At 70.2% G+C, this 25,116-nt stretch carries 20 protein-coding genes and 1 tRNA gene; 12 read left to right on the top strand and 9 right to left on the bottom strand.

The annotated features are described in order from the left end of the window. Positions 1–836 precede the first annotated feature (836 nt). Positions 837–1,430: a recombination mediator RecR gene (gene recR, locus LPW41_RS13930; RefSeq protein ID WP_150958566.1), complete on the top strand. Its 594-nt coding sequence runs from the start codon at positions 837–839 to the stop codon at positions 1,428–1,430. A gap of 36 nt (positions 1,431–1,466) precedes the next feature. Here the strand turns inward: recR and LPW41_RS13935 are convergent, their stop codons facing one another. Continuing rightward, a complete protein-coding gene (locus LPW41_RS13935) occupies positions 1,467–2,867 on the bottom strand; it encodes a threonine/serine exporter ThrE family protein (RefSeq protein WP_230705148.1) in 1,401 nt (466 codons plus the stop codon). A 182-nt stretch (positions 2,868–3,049) separates the two neighbouring features. On the opposite strand from LPW41_RS13935, the gene LPW41_RS13940 reads away from it, so the two are divergent. Continuing rightward, positions 3,050–4,336 carry an aspartate kinase gene (locus LPW41_RS13940; RefSeq protein ID WP_144832964.1) on the top strand — a complete coding sequence of 429 codons (1,287 nt, stop codon included), beginning with the start codon at positions 3,050–3,052 and terminating at the stop codon, positions 4,334–4,336. Positions 4,337–4,366: 30 nt separating this feature from the next. On the opposite strand, the gene LPW41_RS13945 is transcribed toward LPW41_RS13940, so the two are convergent. The 3 genes from LPW41_RS13945 to LPW41_RS13955 are packed head-to-tail and all read right to left on the bottom strand — an operon-like array spanning position 4,367 to position 7,481. After that, positions 4,367–5,131: a FadR/GntR family transcriptional regulator gene (locus LPW41_RS13945; RefSeq protein WP_144832966.1), complete on the bottom strand. Its 765-nt coding sequence runs from the start codon at positions 5,129–5,131 to the stop codon at positions 4,367–4,369. Then, positions 5,128–6,618 carry an APC family permease gene (locus tag LPW41_RS13950; protein ID WP_230705149.1) on the bottom strand — a complete coding sequence of 497 codons (1,491 nt, stop codon included), beginning with the start codon at positions 6,616–6,618 and terminating at the stop codon, positions 5,128–5,130. The genes LPW41_RS13945 and LPW41_RS13950 overlap by 4 nt, the downstream gene beginning before the upstream one ends. Further along, entirely contained in the window at positions 6,615–7,481 is an 867-nt protein-coding gene (locus LPW41_RS13955) for a carbon-nitrogen hydrolase family protein (RefSeq protein ID WP_230705150.1), read from the bottom strand. Before LPW41_RS13955 ends, LPW41_RS13950 begins: the two co-directional genes overlap by 4 nt. Before the next feature lie 107 nt (positions 7,482–7,588). On the opposite strand from LPW41_RS13955, the gene LPW41_RS13960 reads away from it, so the two are divergent. The 6 genes from LPW41_RS13960 (at position 7,589) to LPW41_RS13985 (ending at position 13,657) form a co-directional block, all read left to right on the top strand. Beyond that, on the top strand, positions 7,589–8,659 hold the full coding sequence (locus LPW41_RS13960; RefSeq protein ID WP_230705151.1) for an aspartate-semialdehyde dehydrogenase: 1,071 nt from the start codon (positions 7,589–7,591) through the stop codon (positions 8,657–8,659). 141 nt (positions 8,660–8,800) lie between these two features. After that, positions 8,801–10,231 (top strand): malate dehydrogenase (quinone), encoded by a 1,431-nt coding sequence (gene mqo / locus LPW41_RS13965; RefSeq protein WP_307214106.1) that lies wholly within the window; start codon positions 8,801–8,803, stop codon positions 10,229–10,231. A gap of 7 nt (positions 10,232–10,238) precedes the next feature. Continuing rightward, the gene (locus tag LPW41_RS13970) at positions 10,239–10,844 is read left to right on the top strand and encodes a thymidine kinase (protein WP_230705152.1); all 606 of its coding nucleotides are present in this window, start codon (positions 10,239–10,241) and stop codon (positions 10,842–10,844) included. Between the two features lie 59 nt (positions 10,845–10,903). After that, positions 10,904–11,932 carry a UDP-glucose 4-epimerase GalE gene (gene galE / locus LPW41_RS13975; RefSeq protein ID WP_144832975.1) on the top strand — a complete coding sequence of 343 codons (1,029 nt, stop codon included), beginning with the start codon at positions 10,904–10,906 and terminating at the stop codon, positions 11,930–11,932. 80 nt (positions 11,933–12,012) lie between these two features. Beyond that, positions 12,013–12,795: a FadR/GntR family transcriptional regulator gene (locus tag LPW41_RS13980; RefSeq protein ID WP_154097420.1), complete on the top strand. Its 783-nt coding sequence runs from the start codon at positions 12,013–12,015 to the stop codon at positions 12,793–12,795. A gap of 40 nt (positions 12,796–12,835) precedes the next feature. Further along, the gene (locus tag LPW41_RS13985) at positions 12,836–13,657 is read left to right on the top strand and encodes a siderophore-interacting protein (protein WP_144832979.1); all 822 of its coding nucleotides are present in this window, start codon (positions 12,836–12,838) and stop codon (positions 13,655–13,657) included. A 69-nt stretch (positions 13,658–13,726) separates the two neighbouring features. On the opposite strand, the gene LPW41_RS13990 is transcribed toward LPW41_RS13985, so the two are convergent. Next, on the bottom strand, positions 13,727–14,521 hold the full coding sequence (locus LPW41_RS13990; protein ID WP_144832981.1) for an HAD-IIB family hydrolase: 795 nt from the start codon (positions 14,519–14,521) through the stop codon (positions 13,727–13,729). A 375-nt stretch (positions 14,522–14,896) separates the two neighbouring features. Here LPW41_RS13990 and LPW41_RS13995 point away from each other — a divergent pair, with 375 nt between their 5' ends. Together LPW41_RS13995 and LPW41_RS14000 are read left to right on the top strand one after the other, a co-directional pair. After that, a complete protein-coding gene (locus LPW41_RS13995) occupies positions 14,897–16,927 on the top strand; it encodes an Ig-like domain-containing protein (protein ID WP_144832983.1) in 2,031 nt (676 codons plus the stop codon). 166 nt (positions 16,928–17,093) lie between these two features. After that, positions 17,094–18,698: a hypothetical protein gene (locus LPW41_RS14000; protein ID WP_230705153.1), complete on the top strand. Its 1,605-nt coding sequence runs from the start codon at positions 17,094–17,096 to the stop codon at positions 18,696–18,698. A gap of 82 nt (positions 18,699–18,780) precedes the next feature. Here the strand turns inward: LPW41_RS14000 and LPW41_RS14005 are convergent. The 4 genes from LPW41_RS14005 to LPW41_RS14020 all read right to left on the bottom strand — a co-directional run bounded on the left by LPW41_RS14005 (position 18,781) and on the right by LPW41_RS14020 (position 24,211). Then, positions 18,781–18,857 (bottom strand) — tRNA-Pro (locus tag LPW41_RS14005). A 90-nt stretch (positions 18,858–18,947) separates the two neighbouring features. Beyond that, positions 18,948–20,444: a hypothetical protein gene (locus LPW41_RS14010; RefSeq protein WP_230705154.1), complete on the bottom strand. Its 1,497-nt coding sequence runs from the start codon at positions 20,442–20,444 to the stop codon at positions 18,948–18,950. Between the two features lie 114 nt (positions 20,445–20,558). Further along, positions 20,559–21,482: a metallophosphoesterase gene (locus tag LPW41_RS14015; protein WP_230705155.1), complete on the bottom strand. Its 924-nt coding sequence runs from the start codon at positions 21,480–21,482 to the stop codon at positions 20,559–20,561. Continuing rightward, positions 21,479–24,211 carry a transglycosylase domain-containing protein gene (locus LPW41_RS14020; protein WP_230705156.1) on the bottom strand — a complete coding sequence of 911 codons (2,733 nt, stop codon included), beginning with the start codon at positions 24,209–24,211 and terminating at the stop codon, positions 21,479–21,481. Before LPW41_RS14020 ends, LPW41_RS14015 begins: the two co-directional genes overlap by 4 nt. Positions 24,212–24,327: 116 nt before the next feature. Here LPW41_RS14020 and LPW41_RS14025 point away from each other — a divergent pair, with 116 nt between their 5' ends. Both LPW41_RS14025 and LPW41_RS14030 read left to right on the top strand, forming a co-directional pair. Next, positions 24,328–24,546, top strand: a complete 219-nt coding sequence (locus tag LPW41_RS14025) for a hypothetical protein (protein WP_144833146.1) — start codon at positions 24,328–24,330, stop codon at positions 24,544–24,546. Continuing rightward, positions 24,543–25,010 carry a RidA family protein gene (locus LPW41_RS14030; protein ID WP_230705157.1) on the top strand — a complete coding sequence of 156 codons (468 nt, stop codon included), beginning with the start codon at positions 24,543–24,545 and terminating at the stop codon, positions 25,008–25,010. The genes LPW41_RS14025 and LPW41_RS14030 overlap by 4 nt, the downstream gene beginning before the upstream one ends. Positions 25,011–25,116: the final 106 nt, after the last annotated feature.

The following is a 25,116-nucleotide window of genomic DNA, read 5'->3' on the forward strand; positions in this document are numbered from 1 at the left end:
ACGCCGCCGGCGACCCCGGTCGGCCCGATCGACCTGGCGCACGTACGAGACGCGTGGCCCGAGGTGCTGGGTCAGCTCGAGGTGGCGAGCCGTGCCTCATGGCTGATCGTGTCGACCTCGACTGTCGTCGCGTACGACGACGACGTGCTCACCCTCGCGTTCCGCACGACGAACGATCTGTCGGCGTTCAAGACCCGCACGCCCGAGGGCGGCCCGAGCGAAGACCTGCGGCAGGCGATCCAGGCCGTGCTCGGGGTCCGAGTGAAGTACCTCGCCCGCCTCGAGGGCGACCAGCCCGGTGGCCCCGGTGGGTCGGGCGGTGGCCCCGGCGGCCAGGGCGGCGCTCCGCGCGGACCGGCCGGCCCGGCGCCCGCCGGCCCGCAGGCGACGCGACCGAGCGGGCAGCAGCCCCCCGCGCCGCGCGCCGCGACCTCGTCGGCCCCGTACGCCTCGTCGGTGACCGAGTGGGCCGTGGCGCCCATCCCGGCCTCCGACGGCGCCGCGCCGTCGGCGTTCCGCGCTCCGACCGCCCTGGCGGTCGACGACGAACCCGACGAGGCCTCCGCGGGCATCGCACCGGCCACCCCCGTGCGCGAGGGTGTCGTGCTCCCGCCCCGTGACGTGGCCCGGTCGGTCCCGGCCCCCGAAGAGGTCGACGACGACGACGTGATCCCGCCCGCCGACGAGACCGAGGCCCCGCTGCCGCCGGTCGTCGTTCCGCGCATGCCCCCGCTTGGCGGCGGCGTGCAGCGCTACGGCGAGGCGGTCGTGCGACAGATGCTCGGCGCCACCTACGTGCGTGACGAACCCTACGAGCCCCCGACGAGGTTCAACTGATGTACGACGGAATCGTCCAAGACCTCATCGACGAGTTCGGCCGCTTGCCGGGCATCGGCCCGAAGTCGGCCCAGCGCATCGCGTTCCACATCCTGCAGTCGCCGTCGTTCGACGTCTCGCGACTGTCGACTCTGCTCGGCGAGATCCGCGACAAGGTCAAGTTCTGCGAGATCTGCGGCAACGTCACCGAGCAGGAGCGCTGCTCCATCTGCCGCGACCCCCGTCGCAACGCCACCCTGATCTGCGTCGTCGAAGACGCGAAAGACGTGGCCGCGATCGAGCGCACCCGCGAGTTCCGCGGTCTGTACCACGTGCTCGGCGGGGCGATCAGCCCGATCGCCGGCATCGGTCCCGACGACCTGCGCGTCACCCAGCTCATGCAGCGCCTCGCCGACGGCACGGTGCAAGAGGTCATCCTCGCGACCAACCCCAACCTCGAGGGCGAGGCGACCGCGACCTACCTCAGCCGGCTGCTGCACACGCTCGAGATCCGCGTCACCCGCCTGGCATCCGGTCTCCCCGTCGGCGGAGACCTCGAATACGCCGACGAGGTCACCTTGGGTCGCGCCTTCGAGGGCCGCCGCGCGCTCTGACCTCGGCCTCGGAAAGTCCGCGCCGGCCGCCCGCGACTACCGCCGCACGCGCGCCCGCACCCGGGTGACGCTGGTCAGCGTCGCGCGCACCGGCTGGCCGAGGTAGATGCCGAGCGAGGCGCCGACGGCCAACGCGATGCCGATGGTGGCCGCCCCCGCGAGGGTGGTCACGCCGGTCATGAGCACGGTGGGGTCGTCGCCCGACTCGACCACGCCGAGCAGTCCGCGGAACACCGCGGCACCGGGCACGAGTGGCAGGATCGCCGCGGTCGTGATCGCGACCGACGGCACGTGCAGGCGGTAGGCGACCACGATGCCGGCGAAGCTGCCGACGAAGGCGCCCACGCCGCTCGCGGCCGCGACCTCGAAGCCGACCCCGGTCGCCGCGACGTACCCGGCCCAGGCGACGAGGCTGAGCGCCGCGCTGACCACGACGATGCGTGCGCCGGCGCCGTTGTACACCGCTACCGCGATGGCGATGACGGCGGCGCCCACGAACTGCAGGGCGACGGGTCCGAGCGGCAGAGCCGTGGACGGCGGCGACATGCCGAGACCGATCACGCGCACGGTCTCGAGACCGGCGAGGATTCCGAGTACCACGCCGAGCGTCTGCGTCGTCAGCTCGAGAATGCGGCCCGTGGCGGTGAGGGCGAAGCCGTCGATCGCGTCTTGGGCTGCGCCGACGACGGTGAGTCCCGCGAGCATCAGCACGATCCCGGATGCCACGATCACCGACGGTCTGATCGCCGCGGCCGCGTCGAGGCCCGTGTAACGCAGCAGGGGGGAGAGCGCCGCGACGACGGTGAGCACGAAGCCGCCCGCGATCTGGGCGAAGAAGTAGGGCACGCGGGCACGGGCCATGATGTGCTGCGTGGTCGCGGCGAGCGCCGCGGCGATGAACGACAGCACGAGGGCGAGCCAGTTCGCACCGAACATGATGGCGACGCCGGCCGCGAGCGAGGCTTGCGAGACGATGACGATCGCGGGGCGGTAGCGGAACGGCAGGCGCCGGATGGCGCGGCAGCGCGAGATGGCGTCGTCGAGGGCCAGGCCGTTCGCGATCTCCTCGACGAGGGCCTGCAGGCGCTGCAGCTTCGCGTGGTCGGGTACCGAGCCGCGCACGACGCGCAGCAGGGTCGTCGGATGGGTCGCCCCCGGCCGGCTGTGCGCGATGGTGATCGAGTTGTAGGTCACGTCGACGTGCACGGGGTCGAGTCCGTACGCCCCGCACACGCGCACGATCGTGAGCGTCACCTCGTTGGCGGGCGCGCCGACGACCAGCATCGTCTCGCCGATGCGGATCGCGAGGTCGAGGATGCGCGTCGACAGCGCCTCGTCGATGACGGGCAGCAGGGTCGTGTCGGGCGACGACGACGCGTCGTCGGTGTGCACGAGACGGCGCAGCGACGACAGCCAGTGGCCGGGGGTGAGCGGCATCCGATCGCTCCAGGGGGGAGGGGGTGGAACCCGTCGATCCTATCCGCGGGCGGCTGGGCGCTCGCATGACAGTACGTGCATGACGGGGGCGGTATGCGCGCGCCTTTAGGATGATCCTCGGGCGCGACACCAGCGCCGGCGTCGTGGCATCCCGACGCACGACCCCTCCGGGAGTTCTCCTCATGGCTCTGATCGTCCAGAAGTACGGCGGCTCGTCCGTCGCCGACGCCGAGAGCATCAAGCGGGTCGCCAAGCGCATCGTCGACACGCGTCGCGCCGGCCACGAGGTCGTCGTCGCCGTCAGCGCCATGGGCGACACCACCGACGAGCTCCTCGACCTCGCCGGTCAGGTCGCGCCGATCCCCGCGCCGCGCGAGCTCGACATGCTGCTGTCCAGCGGAGAGCGCATCTCGATGGCGCTGCTGGCCATGGCCATCCACTCGATGGGCTTCGAGGCGCGTTCGTTCACCGGCAGCCAGGCGGGCATGATCACGGATGCCACGCACGGCGCGGCCCGCATCGTCGACGTCACGCCCATCCGACTCCGCGAGGCGCTCGACGAGGGCGCGATCGTCATCGTCGCCGGCTTCCAGGGATTCAACCGCGACACCCGCGACATCACCACGCTCGGTCGCGGCGGATCCGACACGACCGCCGTCGCGCTCGCCGCGGCGCTGAAGGCCGACGTCTGCGAGATCTACAGCGACGTCGACGGCATCTTCACCGCCGACCCGCGCGTCGTGCCTCTCGCGCGCAAGCTCGACCGCGTCGGCAGCGAAGAGATGCTCGAGCTCGCCGCCAACGGTGCCAAGGTCCTCTACATTCGCGCGGTCGAGTACGCGCGGCGCCACGGCGTGCTGATCCACGCCCGGTCCACGTTCAGCCCGAACGAGGGCACCTGGGTGCTCGACCCGTCGAAGAAGTACCCGCTCGTCCCCGAGGGAGCCACCATGGAAGAGCCCATCGTCGCCGGCGTCGCCACCGACCTCAGCCAGGCCAAGATCACCGTCATCGGCGTGCCCGACGTGCCCGGCAAGGCCGCCGACATCTTCAAGATCGTCGCCAAGTCCGGTGCCAACGTCGACATGATCGTGCAGAACGTCTCGGCGGCGGCGACCGGTCGCACCGACATCTCGTTCACGCTGCCCAAGACCGACGCCTCCGTCGCGCTCAAGGCCCTCGCGGGCGAGCAGTCCGAGGTCGGGTTCCAGAGCCTCGTGCACGACGATCAGATCGGCAAGCTCTCGGTCGTCGGCGCGGGCATGCGCACGCACTCGGGCGTCTCGGCGACGCTGTTCGAGGCGCTGAGCCTGGCGGGCGTCAACATCGAGATGATCTCGACCTCCGAGATCCGCATCTCGGTCGTGGTGCGCGGCGTCGACCTCGCCGAGGCCGCCCGCCTCGTGCACACCGCGTACGGTCTCGACGGCGACGCCGAGGCCACGGTCCACGCCGGCACCGGTCGCTGATCCGCCCGGCTCATCCGCGGCGGTCGACGCTCACGACGAGCGGATGCCGCTGGGTCGCGCCGAGATGAACATCGACGCGCGCAGCTCGAGCACGTGCTCGCGCGCGAGAGCCGCCGCGCGCTCGGCATCGCCGGCTTCGACGGCGGCGAGGATCGCAAGGTGCTCGTCGTTACTGCCGCGGAGGTACTCGATCGGGTACGGCACGAAGTAGCCGTAGAGCGCGTCGGCGGTCGTGCGGTGCGTCTCGAGGGCCCAGTCCTGGAGCGCCGCCGCGGCCATCGCGCGGTGGAACCGCACGTCTGCCTCGTGGAACTGCGACCAGTCGTCCGCGGCGGACGCGTCGGCGCTCGCCTGCCGAGCCGCATTCAGGTGGGCGATCGCGGTCGGGTCGTCGCGGTGCCAGGCCGCCTCGGCGGCGAGGGACGACTCGATCAGCGCGCGCTGGGCGATGAGGACCCGCACCGTCGGGGTCTCGCCGCGCAGTCGGACCACGGCCGGGTCGTTCGCCCAGCGCGAGATGTCGGCGTGGGCCGAGACGAACGTGCCGCCGTTGCGGCCGCGGCGCCGCTCGAGCAGTCCCTCCTCGGTCAGGGTCTCGAACACCCGGCGCACGGTCGCCGTGCTGACTCCGAACGCGTCCGCCGCGCGGTGATCCGAGGGCAGGTGGGCACCGGGCGGCAGCAGGCCCAGTTCGATCGCGAGGCACAGTCGGGCGCGTACGGCGTCGGATGCCGAGAGCGGGACGATCGACGAGAGTGCCGGGGCCGCGGCGGCATCGGCACTCTCCGTCGTCATCCGTCGATCATGTCATCCTGCGCGCGGGCGACGGCGATCGCGGCGGTGGGCGTGGCATCCGGTACCTGGATCTCCCCGATACGGCGTCGCCCGCCCCACGCCGCACCGACCACACCCGCGGCCACCGGGAGCAGAGCGAGCACGATCGACAGGGCGACGCTTCCTCCGGTCACCAGCGTGAAGTTCGACAGCACCAGCCAGAGCGAGAGCGCCAGGCCGATCACCGCGGCGATCGGGGCGACCACCGCGCGGCCGATGAGGGCGCGGCGCACCTGGGCGTTGCGCGAGAAGAAGACCAGCACGGCCACCGAGGTGAGCAGCATGAGCAGCACCATGCCGACCGTGGCGACCCCGGCCATCGAGCCGAAGACGCCGACCAGGGGTTCGACGTCGAACAGCGCGAACGCACCCACGATGACCGCGGCGGTGATCGTCTGCACCATCGACGAGAACGCGGGCGATTCGTGGCGCCCGTGCACGACGCCGAGGCGCCGGGGGAGTGCGCCGCGACCGGCGAGGGTGAACTGGTAGCGCGCGATGATGTTGTGGAACGACAGCACGCAGGCGAACAGGCTCGTCACCAAAAGCACCTGCGTGATGTCCTGGAAGATCGGGCCGAGGTAGCGACCGGTGAGGTCCATCAGCATGTTCGCGTCGCCCGCCAGCGTCGCCTTCGCGAGAGCGACCGCGCCGTCGGCGCCCGCGCCCGTGATCAGCGCCCAGCACGACACGGCGTAGAAGACGCCGATGATGATGACGGCGAGGTAGGTGGCGCGGGGGATCGTGCGGGCGGGGTCGCGCGCCTCGTCGCGGAAGACGGCCGTCGCCTCGAACCCGATGAACCCGGTGAGCGCGAACAGCACCGAGATGGCGAGGCCGGGGCTGAAGACGTTCTCGGCCGAGAACGTCGACCACGCGATCCCCTCGGCGCCACCGGTCGAGAAGATGACGACGTCGAGCACGACGACCACGGTGATCTCGGCGACCAGGGCGATCCCCAGCACGCGCGACGACAGTTCGATGTGTCTGTAGCCGAGCACGGCGACGAGGATCAGCGCGACGAAGGCGTAGACGCCCCAGTGCAGGGTCGGCCCCCCGAAGAACGTCACGAGATCTCCGAGCGCCCACCCGAGGAAGCCGTACACGCCGACCTGGATGGCGGTGTAGGCCACGAGGGCGACGAAGGCGGCGGCCAGTCCCGCGCGCGGGCCGAGCCCCGCCGAGGCGTACGAGAAGAACGCTCCGGCATCGCGGACGTAGGGCGTCATCGTGACGAAGCCGACGGCGAAGACGAGCAGCACGAGCGCGGCCAGCAGGAAGCCGACCGGGGCGCCGGCGCCGTTGCCCGAGCCGACCGCGATCGGCACGTTGCCGCCGATGACGGTGAGGGGAGCGGCGGCGGCGATCACCATGAAGACGATCGAGCCGGTGCCGAGTCGACCCGAGAGTCGCTTCACGCCGGGGGTTGTCGGGGGAGTGGGGGTCATGCGGGCGGCCTTTCGTTGCGGGTGACGGGGTCGGGCTGCCGGGGGGCGGTCTGCGGGGAGGGAGCGGAGGTGAGGTCGGGACGCCGGTCGCGCAGGTAGGGGTTCGCGGCGCGGGAGCGCTCGATCGCGGCGGGGTCGACCGTCGCGAGCAGCAGTTCGTCGCGGTCGGGGCCCGCGGCGGCCAGAACGACGCCGTCGGCACCCACGACGCTGCTGCGCCCGACGTAGCTCAGATCGCCCTCCGACCCGACGCGGTTGGCGTAGGCGATCGCGACCTGGCTCTCCCACGCGCGCACGCGGATGAGGTGCTCCGCGATGAAGGCGTAGGGCTCCATCTGCGCCGTCGGCACGAGGATCAGATCGGCGCCGGCCACGGCGAGGGCTCGGACGTTCTCGGGGAACTCCACGTCGTAGCAGATGAGCAGACCGAGGCGAAGGCCCCGCCAGGTGAGGAGGGGACCGAGCGTCTCGCCCGCGACGAAGAGCGAACGGTCGAGGTCGCCGAAGAGATGCGTCTTGTCGTACCGCGCGAGCACCGTGCCCTCGGCGTCGATCACGAGCACGGCGTTCGCGATGCCGTCGGGGCGGCGCAGGCCGGTGCCCACGACGAGGGCGATGCCGGCCCGGACGGCGACCTCGCGCAGGCGGTCGACGAGGTCATCGGTCACGACCTCGCCGAGTCGCGGCCCGATGTTGTAGCCGGTCGCGAACATCTCGGGGGTGACCAGGATCTCGGCTCCGCCCTTCCGCGCCTCGCGTGCGGCCCGGGCGATGCGCTCGAGGTTGCGGGGCACGTCGCCGGGCTCTCCGCGGGCCTGCAGAACGGCGATCCGCACGGGGGAGGATCCGTCATAAGTGTTCATCGTGAACACAATATAGAGCGCGCTGTTTCCGCGGTGTAACGGGTTCGCAAAGAGCCGTCTGCGCCTGCCGGTAAGATCATCGAAATCCCGAACGCAAGGACACTCGCATGACCCGCATCTCCGATTCCGGAATCTCCCTCGCCGTCGTCGGCGCCACCGGCCAGGTCGGCACCGTCATGCTCGAGATCCTCGCCGAGCGCTCGTTCCCCATCCGCGAGCTGCGGCTGTTCGCCACCGCTCGCTCCGCCGGCACCTCGATCGACTTCGGCGGTCACTCCGTCGTCGTCGAAGACGTCGCCACGGCCGATCCCGCGGGGGTCGAGGTCGCCCTCTTCTCCGCCGGCGCCACCGGTTCGCGCGCCCACGCGCCGCGCTTCGCCGAGGCGGGCGCGCTCGTCATCGACAACTCCAGCGCCTGGCGCATGGACCCCGAGGTGCCGCTGGTCGTCAGCGAGGTCAACCCGCACGCGATCGACGAGGCCGTCAAGGGCATCGTCGCCAACCCCAACTGCACGACCATGGCCGCCATGCCGGTGCTGAAGGTGCTCGACACCGAGGCGGGCCTCGAGCGCCTCATCGTCAGCACCTACCAGGCCGTCTCGGGGTCCGGCCTCGCCGGTGCCCAGGAGCTCCTGGGCCAGGTCGAGGGAGTGCTCGCGCAGGGCGGTGTCGAGCGTCTCGTGCGCGACGGTTCGGCCCTCGACTTCCCCGCACCCGAGAAGTACGTCGCCCCGATCGCGTTCGACGTCATCCCCTTCGCGGGCAACCTGGTCGACGACGGCCTCAACGAGACCGACGAAGAGAAAAAGCTGCGCAACGAGAGCCGCAAGATCCTCGAGCTGCCCGAGCTGCGCGTCGCCGGCACCTGCGTGCGCGTCCCCGTCTTCACGGGTCACTCGCTCAGCATCAACGCCGAGTTCGCGCGCGACCTCTCGCCCGAGCGCGCCCGCGAACTGCTCGCCGACGCCCCCGGCGTGCGCCTTGAAGAGGTGCCCACCCCGCTGCAGGCCGCCGGCACCGACCCCAGCTACGTCGGCCGCATCCGCGCCGACCAGTCCGCCCCCGAGGGCAAGGGCCTCGTGCTGTTCATCAGCAACGACAACCTGCGCAAGGGCGCGGCGCTGAACGCGGTGCAGATCGCCGAGCTCGTCGCCCAGAAGCGTCTCGCGACCGCCTGAGGACACGGCATCCGGATGCCGGGTGTCAGGTGTCTCGACATCGAACCGACCGATCTCTCGATGTCGAGACACCTCACGGCCCGCACCTAGAATCGACGGGTGACTGAAAACGTCGATGTTCTCCTCATCGGTGGCGGCATCATGTCCGCCACTCTCGGCACGCTGCTCAAAGACCTCCAGCCCGATCTGAAGATCGCGGTGCTGGAGCGCCTCAGCGACGTCGCGCAGGAGAGCTCCAACGCCTGGAACAACGCCGGCACGGGCCACGCGGCGCTGTGCGAGCTCAACTACATGCCCGACAGCAAAGACGGAGCGCTCGACCCGTCGAAGGCCGTCGCGATCAACGAGCAGTTTCAGCAGAGCCGCCAGCTCTGGTCGACGCTCGTGGCCGAGGGCGTGCTCGACGAGCCGTCAACGTTCATCAACGCGACCCCGCACATGACCTTCGTGCGCGGCGAGAAAGACGTGGCGTACCTGCGTCGCCGCTACGAGGTGCTCAAGCAGCAGCCGCTGTTCGCCGGCATCGAGTACAGCGAGGACTCCCGCGTCATCAACCAGTGGGCTCCGCTGCTGATGCAGAAGCGTCGCAAGGGCGAGCCCTTCGCCGCCACCCGCGTGCCCGCCGGCACCGACGTCGACTTCGGCTCGCTCACGCGCCAGCTCTTCGCGAACCTGAGCGAGAAGGGCGTCGAGGTCGCCACCAACCACGACGTCAAGAAGCTCAAAAAGAAGAAAGACGGCACCTGGGAGGTCTCGTACCGCCACGTCATCGGCGGCACCCCGGGCTCCATCAACGCGAAGTTCGTCTTCGTGGGTGCAGGCGGATGGGCGCTGAAGCTGCTCCAGCGCTCGGGTATCCCCGAGATCAAGGGCTACGGCGTCTTCCCGATCGGCGGGCAGTGGCTGAAGACCTCGAACCCCGACATCGTCTCGAAGCACCGCGCCAAGGTCTACTCGCAGGCTTCGGTGGGCGCGCCTCCCATGTCGGTGCCGCACCTCGACACGCGTGTCGTTGACGGGGAGTCGGCTCTGCTGTTCGGACCGTTCGCGACCTTCAGCCCGAAGTTCCTCAAGAACGGCTCGATGCTCGACATCGTCACGCAGGTTCGTCCGCACAACATCGGACCCATGCTCAAGGTCGCCGTCGACAACCCGGGCCTCATCAAGTACCTCGTGAGCGAGCTGCTCAAGACGCACGCGAAGAAGGTCGACAGCCTCCGCGAGTTCATGCCCACCGCGAAGGACGACGACTGGGAGCTGCTCGACGCCGGTCAGCGCGCCCAGGTGATGAAGCGCGATAAGGACAAGGGCGGCGTCCTGCAGTTCGGCACCGAGGTCGTCACCTCGGCCGACCACTCCATCGCCGGTCTCCTCGGCGCCTCGCCGGGCGCCTCGACGGCCGTGTCGATCATGCTCGGCCTGATCAAGACGTGCTTCCCCGAGCGCATGGCCGCGTGGGAGCCGCGTCTGCGCGAGCTCATCCCCAGCTACGGGGAGTCGCTGAACACGCGACCCGACGTCGCCCGTCGAGAGCTGGACGCCACGGCGCAGGCCCTCTCGATCAACCCCTGAGGCGCTCGTGGCGAAGCTGTACTTCCGCTACGGGGCGATGAACTCCGGCAAGTCGACGGCCCTGCTCCAAGCGGCGTACAACTACGAGGAGCGCGGTCAGCGCGTGCTGCTGGCCAAGCCCGAGATCGACACCAAGGGCGCCGACCAGATCGACAGCCGACTCGGTGTGAAGCGTTTGGTCGACTTCCTCGTGGCGCCCGCCGACGACCTGCGCGAGGTGTTCCATGCTGCGGCGGGGCACGCGCCCGTCGCGTGCCTGCTCGTCGATGAGGCGCAGTTCTTCACCCCGGCGCAGGTCGACGACCTGCTGCGCATCGCGGTGCTTGACGGCATCCCCGTGCTCGCGTACGGCATCCGCACCGATTTCCGCACCGAGGCCTTCCCGGGATCGGCCCGTTTGATGGAGATCGCCCACAGCCTCGAAGAGCTCAAGACCATCTGCCGCTGCGGCCGCAAGGCGATCTTCAACGCGCGTCTCGTCGGCGGAAGGTTCGTCTTCGATGGCGACCAGGTCGCGATCGACGAGGGGCAGATCGCGGGCGAAGTCACCTACGAGTCGATGTGCGCGGCCTGCTACCTGCGCGAGTCGGGCGGGCGGCTCGACGGCCGCTGAGGGCCGCCGCGAGCGCGAGCGTGACGATCGGCGTCGGAGTCGACCGATAGCCTGGAGGCATGCGCGTACTCCTGGCCGGCGGTGCCGGTTACATCGGAACCCACACGGCCGTCGCCCTGCTCGAAGCCGGTCATGACGTCGTCCTGCTCGACGACCTGTCGGGGACGCACGCCGTCGCCGCCGAGCGGGTCGAGAAGATCACCGGCAAGCCCGCGCCGCTGATCATCGGCGACGCCGCCGACGAAGCCGTCGTCGCCTCCGCCTTCGACGACCACGGACCGATCGACGCGATCATCCACCTCGCCGCGTTCAAGGCCGTGGGCGAGTCGACGCAGAAGCCCCTCGAGTACTACTCCAACAATCTCGACACCACGTTCGCTCTGCTGCGGGTCGGTATCGCCCGCGGCATCCGGAGCTTCGTCTTCTCGAGCACCGGCACGGTGTACTCCGACCCGGCCGACCTGCCCTTCACCGAGGAGTCGACCACGAGCGTCGACCTCTCGAACGCCTACAGCAAGTCCAAGCGCATGAACGAGGTCGTGCTCGCCGACGTCGCGCGGGTGAACCCCGATCTCAACGTGACGGTGCTGCGCTATTTCAACCCGGTCGGCGCGCACCCGTCGGGTCTCATCGGTGAAGACCCCGCCGGCATCCCCAACAACCTCATGCCGTACGTCTCGCGCGTGGCGATCGGCTCGCTCGACGAGATCGGCGTCTTCGGCTCCGACTACGACACCCCCGACGGCACGGGTCTGCGCGACTACATCCACGTCGTCGACCTCGCCGAGGGTCACGTCGCCGCTCTCGAGCAGGCGCAGCCGGGTCACGCGGTGTTTAACCTCGGCACCGGTCGTCCGGTCAGCGTGCTCGAGCTCATCGCCTCGTTCGAGAAGGCCGTGGGGCACGAACTGCCCAAGAAGATCCTCGACCGCCGCCCGGGGGATGTCGCCGCGACCTACTGCGACCCCACCAAGGCCGGCGAGGTGCTCGGCTGGCGCACGCGACTCGAGATCGACGACGCGTGCCGCGACTACTGGAACTGGCAGACGACGAACCCCGAGGGGTACCGCACGGCCGCCGACGCCTGAACCCCCTGTCGCCGCGCGGACACGAGCGTAGGGTGATGTGGTCGGGCCACACCGTGAGGTCCGCGCAGACGGAGGATGCCATGCCGAACAGCGCTCCACGCGCCTGGCAGGTGGTGCTCGAGCGGATCGAGGGCGACCTCCGCGAGGGCCGGCTCGCCCCCGGCGATCGATTGACGCCCGAACGCGAGCTCGCGACCCAGCTGGGCGTCGGGCGCTCGAGCGTGCGCGAAGCGGTACGCGTGCTCGAGGTGCTCGGCGTGGTGCGCACCGCGACGGGATCGGGCCCCACCGCGGGGGCGATGATCGTCACGACCCCGCGCGGGGGCCTCGCCGCCTTCCTGCGCCTGCAGGTCGCCGCCAACGGCTTCCCGCTGGGCGACGTGGTGCGCACGCGCATCGTGCTCGAGTGCGACGTCGCCGAACGCCTCGCCGGCGCGGAGGCCGACCTCACCGACACCGTCGAGGTGCTCGACGCGATGGATGCCGACGACCTGGCATCCGATGAGTTCCTCGCTCTCGACGCGCGGTTCCATCAGGCCCTCGCCGAGGCGTCGGGTAACGCCGTCGTCTCGGCCATGATGGCCGGACTCCGCAGCTCGATCGAGGCCTACACGCGAGCCGGGGCCTTGCGGCTCGACGACTGGGCGAGCACCGCGCAGCGGCTGCGGCGCGAGCATCGGCGGATCGTCGACGCCGTCGAACGCGGAGACGCCGCCGAGGCGCGGGACTGCATCCGCCGGCACATCGCCGACTACTACACCGAGGTGGCGCAGGCTCTGAGCCCGTCCGACCCCGCCGACGCCGCCGTCGCCGACGCGGCGCGTGTCGCCGTGACCGCCGACAGGTCGTCTACGCCCGTCTGAGCCGTCGACGGGCGTCGCACCCGTCTTGATAAGGAGAACCGTGTCCGATCGCCCCGCGCGCCCGCCGCGTCCGCAGCACGTGCTGTCCGTCGTCTCCCGTGAGCGGCTGAGCCCGCACCTCGTGCGCATCCGTGCGCGCGGTACCGACCTCACCGCGTTCCGCGAGAGCCCGCACACGGACGCCTACGTCAAGATCACCTTCGCCAAGCCCGAGTTGGGTCTCGAGCCGCCGTACGACCTGGCGGCGCTGCGCGAGACGCTGGCCCCCGATGACCTCCCCGTCACGCGCACGTACACGGTGCGGGCGGTCGACGGCGACGAGCTCACGATCGACTTCGTCGTGCACGGCGACGAGGGACTCGCCGGCCCCTGGGCCGCCCGAGCCGAGCCGGGGGAGCGCCTGGTCGTCTCGTCGCCCGGCGGGGGATACGCCCCCGACTCGACAGCGGACTGGCACCTGCTGGCCGGCGACGAGTCGGCCCTGCCGGCGATCGGGGCGGCGCTGGAGGCTCTGGCTCCGGATGCCGTGGGGGCGGCGTTCCTCGAGGTGCAGAGCCCCGACGAGCAGGTGACCCTGCGGGCGCCCGAGGGCATCGCCCTCACCTGGGTGCACCGGGGAGACGCCCCCGCCGGCGCGACGCCGGTGCTCGCGGAGGCCGTTTCGCAGTGGCATCCGCTCCCCGGACGCGGGCAGGTGTTCGCCCACGGGGAGCGCGAGGCGATGAAGGCCCTGCGCGACATCGTGTTCGGGCAGTGGCAGCTCGAGCGGTCGCAGGTGTCGTTGTCGGGGTACTGGGCCTACGGGCGTACCGAAGACCGGTTCCAGGCCGAGAAGCGCGAGCCCATCGGTCAGATCCTCTGACGGGCGAACGCCGCCCGCGCTCGAGCGCGGGTGGGCGTCAGCGCGGGCGGATGGCCCGGCCCTCGGGGCTCAGCTCTCGGCGCGCTCGGGCAGCGTGGGGACGAGCTCGTCGAGGAACGCCGCGGTGTCCTCCCAGCCGTGCACGGCCTGGCACTCGACGCCCATGGCGAGCACGGGGTAGTCGTTGCCGTCGGGGTCGAGGCGGTCGCCGACGAACAGCATGTCGTCGAGGGAGATGCCGGTCGCCTCGGCGAGCTTGCCCATGCCGTAGGCCTTGTCGATCCCGCGGTGGGTGATGTCGACCGAGGTCGACCCGCCCGAGCGCACCTCGAGGTCGGGAATGCGTGCGGCGACGGCCTCGCGCAGGCTGTTCTTCTTCTCGCCCGTGGGGTCCCACGCCATCTTCGCCTCGAGCGGCGCCGACTGGCCGAGAGCCGAGAACGTGATCTGCGAGCCGCGGTCCTCGAGGATGTCACCCCAGGGCTCGGCCTCCCACAGACCCAGGCGCTCGGCCTCTTCGCGCACTGCGGAGAGGGCGCGCTGCTTCTCGTCGTCGGTGAGCGAGTGGGCGTACACCGTCTCGATGCCCTCGGCGTTCAGGCGGTAGTACTGCGTGCCGCAGGTCGGCATGAGGTGGAAGTGCGACAGGAGCGCGGCGTCGGCCTGCGGCAGACGCTCGACCACCTGGGTGCGGAACTGCTGCAACTGGCCTCCGGAGATGATCGCCACCTCGACGCGGGCCGCGAGGGCGAGCAGGAGCTCGCCGATGCGGGGGTCGATCTGCGACTTCGACGGGGCGAGGGTGTCGTCGAGATCAAACGCGACGAGGCGGGGCGTGGTGTCGGGCACGGGTGCTCCTGGCATCAGGTGGTCGTTGCGCGCACGCCTACAGATGCGGCGCGGGGTCGTGTCGATTCTAGGCGGGAGGCCGCGGATCTCCCGACGGCCCCTCAGGCGAGGCTGCGGGTGAAGAGGCGGCGTCCCCCACGGGAAGGCGTTCCGCCGCGGGTGGTTCGATCCCGAAGTGCTCCACGGCGTCGGCCGCAGACAGGAGACGCAGCCGAAGGATCCCGGGGAAGCATGAGAGTCCTCTCATGAATGACGGAAAGCGAAAAGAACTTCATAACGAACGTTCAGGTTGTCGTAGGGTAGGCGCGACGCTGAGAGGTGGGTGGGGGCCCGATCGCGGTTCCCGTCCTGCTCGCCGTGCGTCTTCCGACGAGACACGTGAGAGAGACGATGACACGAAACATGAAGCGCTTGGGGTGGGCCGGTGCGTCCGCCGCTCTGGCGCTCACCGCCTCCGGACTCCTGGCCCCGGCTGTCGCCTTCGCCGGTGAGGCGGAGTCCACCGCCCCGACCTCGGGACCCCAGTTCGATTCCACGGCGAAGAAGCTGATGACCGAGAACGACCAGGTCGAGGGCGTCGCGAAAGACGGCTCCGGCAACGTCGTGATCTTCACCTCGACCGACGAGGCCGAGCTCGAGGGCACCGCCAAGGCCTTCGTCGACTCCACCTCGAACGTCGTGGTCAAGAACATCGGCAAGATCTCGGCCCTGGCCGCCACCGACGTCGTCGGCGGTGCGGGCTACGTCTCGCCCATCGACGACACCTCGGGCGCCCTGTGCTCGGTCGGCTTCAGCGGGTGGACCCCCGAGGGCGACCCCGCCGTCATCACCGCCGGCCACTGCAACGCCGACGGCACTCTCACGCAGAGCTTCCTCACCGTCCCCTCCCGCGACGAGGCCGCCGGCGGCACCCAGCCCGCGATCGGTGCTCCGCTCGGAACCCTCGGCTTCTCGCAGTTCGGCGGTCCGGGCAACAGCGAGGGCGCGAACGGAAACGCCTCGTCGGTCGACATCGCGACCATCGACGTGACCAACGTCACGCTCGATCTGCTCCCCGAGATCACCGACTGGTCGACGCCGAGCGATCTGTCGAAGTCGACCACCGACGTGCGCGCGGTGGGCAAGGCCCAGCTCGACAAGCCGGCGTCCAAGTCGGGTCGCACGACGGGGCTCACCAGCGGCACCGTCACGGCCGAGGGCTGGGTGCAGGTGGAAGAAGAGGCGGGCGATGCCCGTTGGGTCTACGGTTTCGCGGTGGAGGGTGCCCCCGGCACCGTCCTCAGCGGTGACTCCGGTGGCTCGGTGTTCCAGGGCTCGACCGCCGTGGGCGTCGTCTCGGGTGGAGACCCCACGGGTGCCTTCCTCTGGGCCGCCGACCTCCAGGCCGGACTCGAGCGCACCGGTGGCTACACCGTGGCGCTGAAGATCGACGCTCCCGTTCTCACGACCCCCGCCGACGGCGGATCGGTCGCCGTGGGCGGCACGATTTCGGGCACCGCGCCTGCCGGTTCGACCGTGAAGGTCACCCCCGCCGCGGGCGACGCCTTCGAGGCGACCACCGACGGTTCCGGCAACTGGAGCTTCCCCGCCCCCGACAAGCTGGGCGACTACGACTTCTCGCTGCAGGCCGTCAACGGCTACAACACCTCGGCCAAGGTCGACGCCTCGGTCGTCGTCAAGGCCGAGGCCCCGGTCATCGTCTCGCCCGTCGACGGCTCGATCGTCGAGAACGAGCTCACCGCCATCTCGGGCACCGGCCTCGCCGGCGCCACGGTGACGCTGAGCGGCGACGCCACCGGCACCGCGAAGGTCTCGGCCAGCGGACAGTGGTCGGTCAAGACCGACCTCGGCATCGGCACCTACTCCGTCACCGCCGTTCAGGCGCGTGACGGGCAGACCTCCGCCGAGGCCACCTCGTCGTTCACGGTCGCTCCGTCGGCTCCGACCATCTCGGGCATCCAGGACGGCGCCACCTACAGCGGCGCGGCCGTTCCCACCTCGGTCTCGGGCACCGGTGTCGCCGGTGCGAAGGTCGTCGTGACGATCAACGACGCCAAGGTCGGCGAGACCACTGTCGACGAAGACGGCACCTGGTCGATCGTGCTGCCCGCCGCCCTCGGTGAGGGCTCCTACGCGGTCGTCGCGACCCAGACCGTCGAGGGTGTCTCCAGCACCGCGACGGTCAGCTTCGCCGTCGCAGCCGTTCCGGCGCCGTCGCCCTCCCCGAGCGGCACCCCCGCTCCGGGCGGCAACGGCAACGGTGGATCCGGCAACGGTGGCGCGGGCAACGGCGGTAACGGTGGCGGCCTCGCCGTGACCGGTATGGGCGACGTGGCTCCGTTCGCGTGGGGTGCTGCGGCACTCCTGCTCGCGGGCTTCGGTGCCCTCGGCTTCCGCAAGGTGCGCCGCTCGGCCCGCTGAGGTCGATGAGCCAGCGCCCCCGGCGCCTTCCCGTTTCGGAAGGCGTCGGGGGCGCTTTCGTTGTCGCGACCGCGGGTCGGTGCGCGCGACGAGGGGGACGGCGCCGACTCGTCGCGCGATTACGATGAGCTGACGTGCCCGACGGAGCCCGCGAAGGATGCAACGGATGAGAACCCGACGCGCAGCGTGGGCGACCACGATCGTTCTCGTCGTGGCGGCCGTGGTCGTCGCCGCCCTCGTCCTGACCTTCGCGGTCCAGCGGGTGAGTTCGTCTTCGCATCTCGTCCTCGAGAACCCGACGCTCATCTTCTCCGACCCGGGGGCGGTGTCGTTCGCCGTGTCGGGGGCGAGCGCGAGCGTGACGTGGAGCGTGGCCGACGAGGGTGGTCACGAGGTGGTCTCCGGCACCGCCGAGCCCGACGACGGATCCCTCACCATCGACGTCGCGCAGCGGGTGCCGACCGGCTACTACACGGTGACCCTCTCCTCGCCGTCCGATGGAGACGTCACCGCCGCGTTCGGGGTCACCGGCCCCGCCCCCGCGGACGATCGCTACTACAGCGTGCAGACCCTGAGCGCGCACCCGAACAGCGTCTACAGCGTCAACATGGACCGTCTGATCCCGATGCTGAAGGGACTCGGCTTCTCGTCGCGACGCGACTCGGTGTACTGGAGCCAGTTCGAGCTGTCGGCCGGCGAATACTCGACCCCGCCGTCGATCCAGCGCACGCTCGACGAGGATGATCAGAACGACATGTCGCTCGTCTGGACGGCCGGCAGCGGCAATCCCCTGTACGACGGGGGCCGCCTCCCGTCGTCGCCCGAGGCGATCCGCGCGTACGCGAAGTACATCGACGCATTCCTCACCGCGCACCCCCACGTCACCACCGTCGAGATGCTCAACGAGTTCAACGGCACGAACAACAGCGCCTGCGGCGCGACGGCGGCGTGCTATCTCGACATCGCGAAGGTCGTCTATCCGTTCGTGAAGTCGCGGCATCCGGATGTCGTCATCGTCGCGGGGGGACTCGCGGGTGTCAGCCTCGATTGGTGGCGCGACTTCTTCTCGGCGGGGGGAGTCGCCTACGGCGACGCCTTCTCGTACCACCCCTACGGGCTCACGCCGCAGCGCCTGGGCGAGGTCGCCGACGAGATCACGCGGTTGATCAAGAAGAACAATCGAGGTGTCGGCAAGCCGCTGTACATGACGGAGGTCGGGTGGTCGATCTCCACCGAGCAGAAGGGCAACCCCGCGAAGGTCGGGACCGAGGAACAGCAGGCCGACCGGCTCGTCTACAGTTTCATCGCGCCGCAGGCGAGCCCGCAGATCGCTCTCGTCAACTGGTACCAGGCGCTCGATTACGGCCCGACCGAGACGGAGTACAACTTCGGCCTGTTCCGTCAGGCGACGGACAACGTCAAGGGGTTCCAGCCGAAGAAGGCCGCGGTCGCGTTCTACGTCCTGCGGTCGCAACTCGACGGCTTCCACTACGTGCGCACGGACACGCTCGCCGGCGACGTGCAGTCGTACGTGTTCTCGAACGACAAGGGGGTCACCACGCGGGTGATGTGGCGCACGACCCGGTCGTCGGCGGACACCTCGACGACGTCGGTGACGCTCCCGGCGACGGGCAAGGCGTACCTGACGGTCACGAGCGTCGACGGGGCGCGCCTGGCCGCGGTCACCGGTACCGCGGCGTCTTCGACGCAGGAGGTCTCGACGTCGCCGATCTTCGTGACCACGAGCGATTCGCCGCCTCCGGCGCGGTGACCCGCGAGCCGACGGAGCGGCGCATCCATCCGCCGGACAGGAAGAAGGCCCCCCGCGATCCCGCGGAGGGCCTTCTGTGTTGTGGTCGGGGTGACAGGATTTGAACCTGCGGCCTCGTCGTCCCGAACGACGCGCGCTACCAAGCTGCGCCACACCCCGTTGCAACTAGAAAAGTCTACCCTGTCGAAGCGGATGCTCCGAACCACGGCAGGACCCGGGCGCGTCATGATCGAGGCCGTTCGTGCGGGATCAGGTGCGCGGAGTGCCTCGTCTCCGCGCGATCCAGTACGCGGCGGCCCCCATCGCCAGGACGACGGCCGCGATCCCGCCGGTTCCTCCGATCGCCGCCGCCGACATCCCGGTCGCGGCGAGGGCGGCCGGAGTCGACGCGGGCGGACTCGACGTCACGGGCGGCGGTGTGCTCGCCGCGGGGGTCGGGTCGACCCGCACCGGGGGAGGATCCCCCCACTGCGTCGTCTGCGAGGGGGAGGCGAACCTCTCGACGAAGACGAAGCCGGGAGAGAGGTGCTCCATGGTCTCGGCATCCTGGGCGCCGCGATCGATGCGCCAGACGGCGGTGTACACGCCGGGGCCGGGAAGGGGGTCGCTCTGCACCCGGTAGACGCCGCCTCCCGTGGCCGGATCGGTGCGGAGCTCGAGGTGCGCGACGGGGTCCAGCCCCGCGGGGATCTCGTCGGATTCGACCGGGAACGAGCTGGTCGCGAACACGTCGGCCGTGGCCGTGATGACGACGAACGAGCCGTCCTCGTGACGCGGCCACGGCTCGTCGCTCTCGACGGCGACCTCGTCGACGAATCGTCCGTCCTGCAGGTGCGCTGAGGTGGAGATGTGCGGCGCGAAGCGCACGGGGCGCGTGGTGGCGTCTTCGGCGGTCAGCTCGAAGGTCGTGGGGCGTGCGGGCCCGGCCGATTGCTGCTGATCGGGGGTGGTGTACGAACGGATCGCGGCGGTCTCGACGGTGAACGTCCCCGTCGCGCGGACCGCATAGGGTCGTCCGTCGTTCGCGGCGGGAACCGGGGCGGAGATCGGGTAGACGATGCCTCCCACGACCCCCGATCGCTCCGCGGCGCCCGTGTCGGCGAACACGGCGTTCTCGAGCCGCAGCGTGCCCGACGCCGTGGGGTCGACGTCGGCGGTCACCGTGCCGCGCGTGGGGTCGTCTGCCTGCGTGGTGAGGGTCAGCGTTCCGCCGACGCGCGGGACCGCCAACGCCTCGGCCTCAGCGAGGTAGGTCAGAGCGAGGTTCTGGACCGCGACGTTGTTCTCGGGGCTGGCCCGCCGCATGATGTGGTCGATGGCGCCGCGCAGATCGTCGCCGGTGTAGCCCCACGAATGCAGGGTGGTGTCGCGGTCGACGATCGCCTTGACCGCCCAGCCGACACTCGCCGCCTGCACCGGGTCGTCGGTCTGACCGTAGGTGCCGACGAGGTGGTTGATCGAGACCAGCTGCTGGGGGCTGAGGCCGTTCACGTCGGAGGATTCGCCGTGGTCGGTCGTGTCACCGGTCGCCACCGGAAGCCCCGGGTGGATGCAGTACGTGTGCACGTCGCCGACGCGCATCGATCCGTGCCAACCCGTGGACGACAACGGCGCCCAGGTGCCGAAACCGGTGCCCTGGTCGGCGGCGTGCGCGGCGGGCGCGAAGCCGACGGCGCCGAGAAGTACGGCGACGGCGGCGGCGAACGCCGCCCGACGGCGCCGTGACGGAGGTGGTGAGTGCTGCATGCGAGTCCCTTCGATTGGAAGAGACTCGATCTTGCGTGAGGAGCGATCGCCGCCGATGCGAGAACGGAGCGATCCGTGGAGGGATCGGTCCGTTCTGGTGCTGTGCAGAAGCGGTCAGCGAGGCAGCAGCGTCAGCAGCGTGGCTTCCGGCCGGCACGCGAAGCGCACGGGGGCGTAGATGGAGTGTCCGAGACCCGCGCTGACGTTCAACGGCACCGTTCGCCCGTCGTGCGTCCACTCGCTCAGACCGCGCGCCTGGTCGAGGGGCAGGTCGCAGTTCGACACCAGCGCCTTGCTGCTGAAGGGGATGCGCACCTGTCCGCCGTGGGTGTGCCCGGCCAGAAGCACGTCGGCGCCGAACGAGGTGAAGGCGTCGAGGGTGCGCCGGTAGGGGGCGTGCATCACACCGAGGGTGAGGTCGCCGGCATCCAGTCTCGAGACGACCGGGGGGATGAGCTCGGGCCGATCCCAGTTGCGGTGCGCGTCGTTCACGCCGAACGCCGTGATCCGCGTGCCCTTCACCTCGAGCGAGACGGCCGTGTCGTCGAGGAGCTTCCACCCGAGGTCGGCGGTGAAGAACCGATCGAGGGCATCGATGTCGAGGTGCTTGTGAGCCGGAACATGCCCGGACGGTCCGAGGAAGTAGCGCAGCGGATTGCGCGGCGCGGGTTCCTGGTAGTCGTTCGAGCCGTGCACGACGAGTCCGGGGACGCCGCGCAGGGCGGCGAAGGCGGTCCGGATGCCGGTGAGCCCATCGCGATGACCGAGATTGTCTCCCGTGTTCACGACGAGGTCGGGCGAAAGGTCGGCCAGGCGCGCCATCCACTCCTGCTTGCGGTGCTGCCAGGGGGCCATGTGCGCGTCGGAGACGTGCAGCACGCGGATCGGTTCCGCGCCCTTCGGAAGCACGCGCAGGGCGTGGTAGCGCACCGTGAACAGGTAGCGCTCGACGCCCATGCCCCAGACGGCCGCCCCGACAGCGGCCGCCCCCGCGACCCCGAGGGGCGCGAGGGCGGCGACGCGGGAGGCGCGGCTCACGGGCAGTCCTTCGCGCTGACGTTCAGCACGACCGGGGTGTCCTTGTTGGCCGCGGTGCCGCCGGCGGGGTTGCTGGCGGTGACTTGGCCGCCGTCGGGGGCCTTGTCGCTCTTCTTGCAGTCGCCGATCGAGAAGTTGGTGAAACCGGCGTTCTTGAGATCGTTCTGCGCGGCGTTGATGCTGCGGCCGATCACGTCGGGGACGGTGCCACCCTTTCCGTTGCCGGGGCTCAGGGTGATCTGCGAACCGGCGGGGGCGGAGCCGCCACCGGGGTTCTGCGCGGCCACGCGGTCGCCGCCGAGCTCGGAATCGATCGGGTCTCCGACCGTCACGCGGAAGCCGGCGTTCTGCAACGTCGAGGTCGCGCTGTCGATGCTCTGGCCGACCACGTTCGGGAGGTCGCGCTGCTGCGTGCGCAGCAGGTTGCTCGCGGGGTCGGGGAAGCGGTCGCCGCCGTAGACGTCGTCGGCCGCGCGCTGCACGTCACGTGCCAGTCGGTAGCGCATGTCGCTGAGCTGCAGGCCGTTGGCGAACTTCTGGAAGAGGCTGACGGTGCCGCCGTCCCAGTTGCCGACCCAGACCGCGGTCGTGACGTTGGTCGACGACTCGATCATCCAGGTCTCGTGGGCCTCGTGCGTACCGGTCTTACCGAGCACGGGGGTGCCGTCGCCGGGGTTGGCCTGCGAACCCGTTCCGCCACCCTGCATGACGCCCTGGAGGGCGTACGCGGCGGTCGCCGCGATCTCGGGCGTCAGTGCGGTCTCGCACTGCTGGTCGGGGATGGGGCGCTCGGAGCCGTCGGCCGCAGTCACCTTGTCGATGACCTTCGCGGGGCAGCGCGTGCCGCCGTTGGCGACCGTCGAGAAGGCGCCGGCCATGGCGATCGGCGAGATGTTGTCGCTACCGATGACCTCGTTGGCGTTCGCCATCAAGATCTCCTTGCCGTCGCCCGTCTTCACGCCCATTTTCTTCACGACGTTGGCGATGTCGCAGAGGTCGAGCTCGGCGGCCATGGCGAGATAGCCCGTGTTCAGCGAGTCGCGCGTGAACATCATCGGCGTTCCCACGTAGCCGCGGCTCTCGTTGAAGTTGTTGATCGTGTACTTCGTGGTGTTGACCCACGGACCCTGGCACGAGTTCTTCATGTTGGGGACGGGCTGCAGGCGACCGTTCAGCGTCTCGTTGAGCGAGTGCCCCTTCTCGAGCCAGTCGATGAGGGTGAACAGCTTGAACGTCGATCCGGCGCTGAAACCGATCGATCCGCCGTTGTCGGAATCGCCGGCGAAGACGATCGAGCTGTACGAGGGGTCGGAGTCGGCGAGGGTCGGGTCCTGCGTGAACTTCGTGTTCTGCGCGAGGGCGAGCAGGCGACCGGTCTTGGCCTCGAGGCTGACGGCGGTGGCACCGAACTTCAGGTTGTCGTAGCGGGCCGGGTCGAGGTTGGTCGGCGCGTTCTCGCTCATGGTCTCTTGAGCGGCGTTCTGCACGTTCCAGTCGAGGGTCGTCTGGATCGTCAGACCGTCCTGACGCAGCGCGTTGACGCGGTCGTCGGTTCCCTCGCCGAACGCGGGGGAGTTCAGGATCGTCGAGACCACGTACTGGCAGAAGTACGGGGCGGCCGAGGCGGCGCAGCCCTGGGTCGTCGGGGTGATCGCCGGGGTGATCGGCTCGATCGCGAACGACACGTACTGCTCGTGGGTGATCTTGCCGTCGGCCTCCATGCGGCTCAGCACGTAGAGCTGGCGGCCCTTGGTCTCGCTGTAGCCGTCGGCGGCGGCGACCAGCTGGTCCTGCGTGATCTCGCCGTTGTCGCGCAGCGTGTACAGCGCCTGGATGGTGCCCTGGTCGACATCGTCGATCGAGCCGTCGGGAGCCTTGTTGTAGGCGGTCTCGCCGTCGCTGATGCTGCCGGTGGGCAGATCGATGCGGAAGCGGTTGGGGTTCTGCACCATGCCGGCGAGGATCGCGGACTGTCCGACGGTCAGGTTCGCGGCGGGGGTGTTGAAGTAGTACCGCGCGGCGGCGTCGATGCCGTACGTGGTTCCGCCGAAGTTGGCGATGTTGAGGTACCCGAGGAGGATCTGATCCTTCGTGTACTCCTTCTCGAGCTGCACCGCGTAGCGCATCTCCTGCAGCTTGCGCTGGTAGCCCGCGGCACCGTCCGACTGGATGGCCTCGAGCGCGCACGCCTGCAGAACTTCGTCGCGGCTCTTGGCTTCGACCGCCGGGGTGCTGTCCGTCGCCTCCACGGCGGGGATCGCACGGGCGTCGCGCTCGCAACGCTGCACGAGCACGTTCTTGACGTACTGCTGGCTGATCGAGGATCCACCCTGCGTCTCGCCGCCCGAGGCGTTGCTGAGCAGTGCACGGGTCGTACCGATGAGGTCGACACCACCGTGCTGGTAGTAGCGCGGGTCCTCGGAGGAGAGGATTGCGTCGTACATGACCGGGTTGACTTGGTCGAAGGTGACCGGGGAGCGGTTCTGGTCGTAGAACTTGGCCAGGACCTGGTCGCCGGCCATCAGCGTCGTCGGCTGCATCAGCTCGTCGGGCTGCAGGTAGCTCGGCATGTTGTCGAAGATCGTGATGGCGCTGGAGGCCGCCGCGCCGGAAACGGCGATGGCGGGCGTCACGGCAGCGGTGACGAGGAGTCCGGCGACCGCGCTCAGGCCGACGAGGCCGACGATGCCGCCGAGGGCACCGCTAGCCGTTCGTTTGTTCTCGGGCATAGCCTTGAGGATAAGCGACGTTGCTGGGCGATGCCTCGAAGGTGAGCCCTGCGCGCGTACGCGTCCGCCCCCGCGCGCAGATGCTGCGCGCTCCGAGCAACCTCCGGGAGCCCGAGATGATCACGTGGGAGTACCTCACCACGCCGCTGCTGATCCACAACACCGCCGCGATCCTCAACAACTGGGGCAAGCAGGGCTGGGAGCTCGTGCAGGTGGTGACCGGCCCCGAGGGCGGACTCGTCGCCTACCTCAAGCGCCCCACGGGCGGAGGCGCAGCGAACGCGGGTCTCGGTGCCGCCGAGACCGCCGCCAAGCAGTTCGAGGGGCAGCAGTGACCGTCTCGGAGCGTCTGGCCGCTCTGGGCGTCGAGGTGCCCGCGGTCGTGCCGCCCGTGGCGTCGTACATCCCGGCGAAGCGCCACAGCGACCTCGTCTACACCTCGGGCCAGCTTCCGATGGTGCAGGGTGCACTCCCCGCCACCGGCAAGGTCGGCGAGACCGACGGGCTCGTCAGCCCCGCGGATGCCAAGACCTACGCCCGTCAGTGCGCGCTGAACGCCATCGCGGCGGCCGCCGCGCTCGTGGGAGGCGTCGACAACCTCACCGGTGTGCTGAAGTTGACCGGCTTCGTGGCATCCGTCCCCGAATTCACCGGGCAGCCCGGCGTCATCAACGGTGCGAGCGAGTTCCTCGGCGAAGTCTTCGGCGAGGCCGGGGCGCACGCGCGCTCCGCGGTGGGAGTGCCGGTGCTCCCGCTCGACAGCCCCGTCGAGGTCGAGGTGGTCTTCTCGGTCGCGTGAGCGGAATTCCGGATGCCGACTCCTCGGCATCCGGATCGAAGGGGGCGTCCCGCGTGTCGGGGCGCCCCCTTCGTCGCGCCGCCGGTCGCCGGTCACGGCGGATTCT

Origin of the sequence: Microbacterium sp. JC 701, from assembly GCF_021026215.1 — a bacterium.
In the GTDB taxonomy this organism is placed as follows: Bacteria; Actinomycetota; Actinomycetes; order Actinomycetales; family Microbacteriaceae; genus Microbacterium; species Microbacterium algihabitans.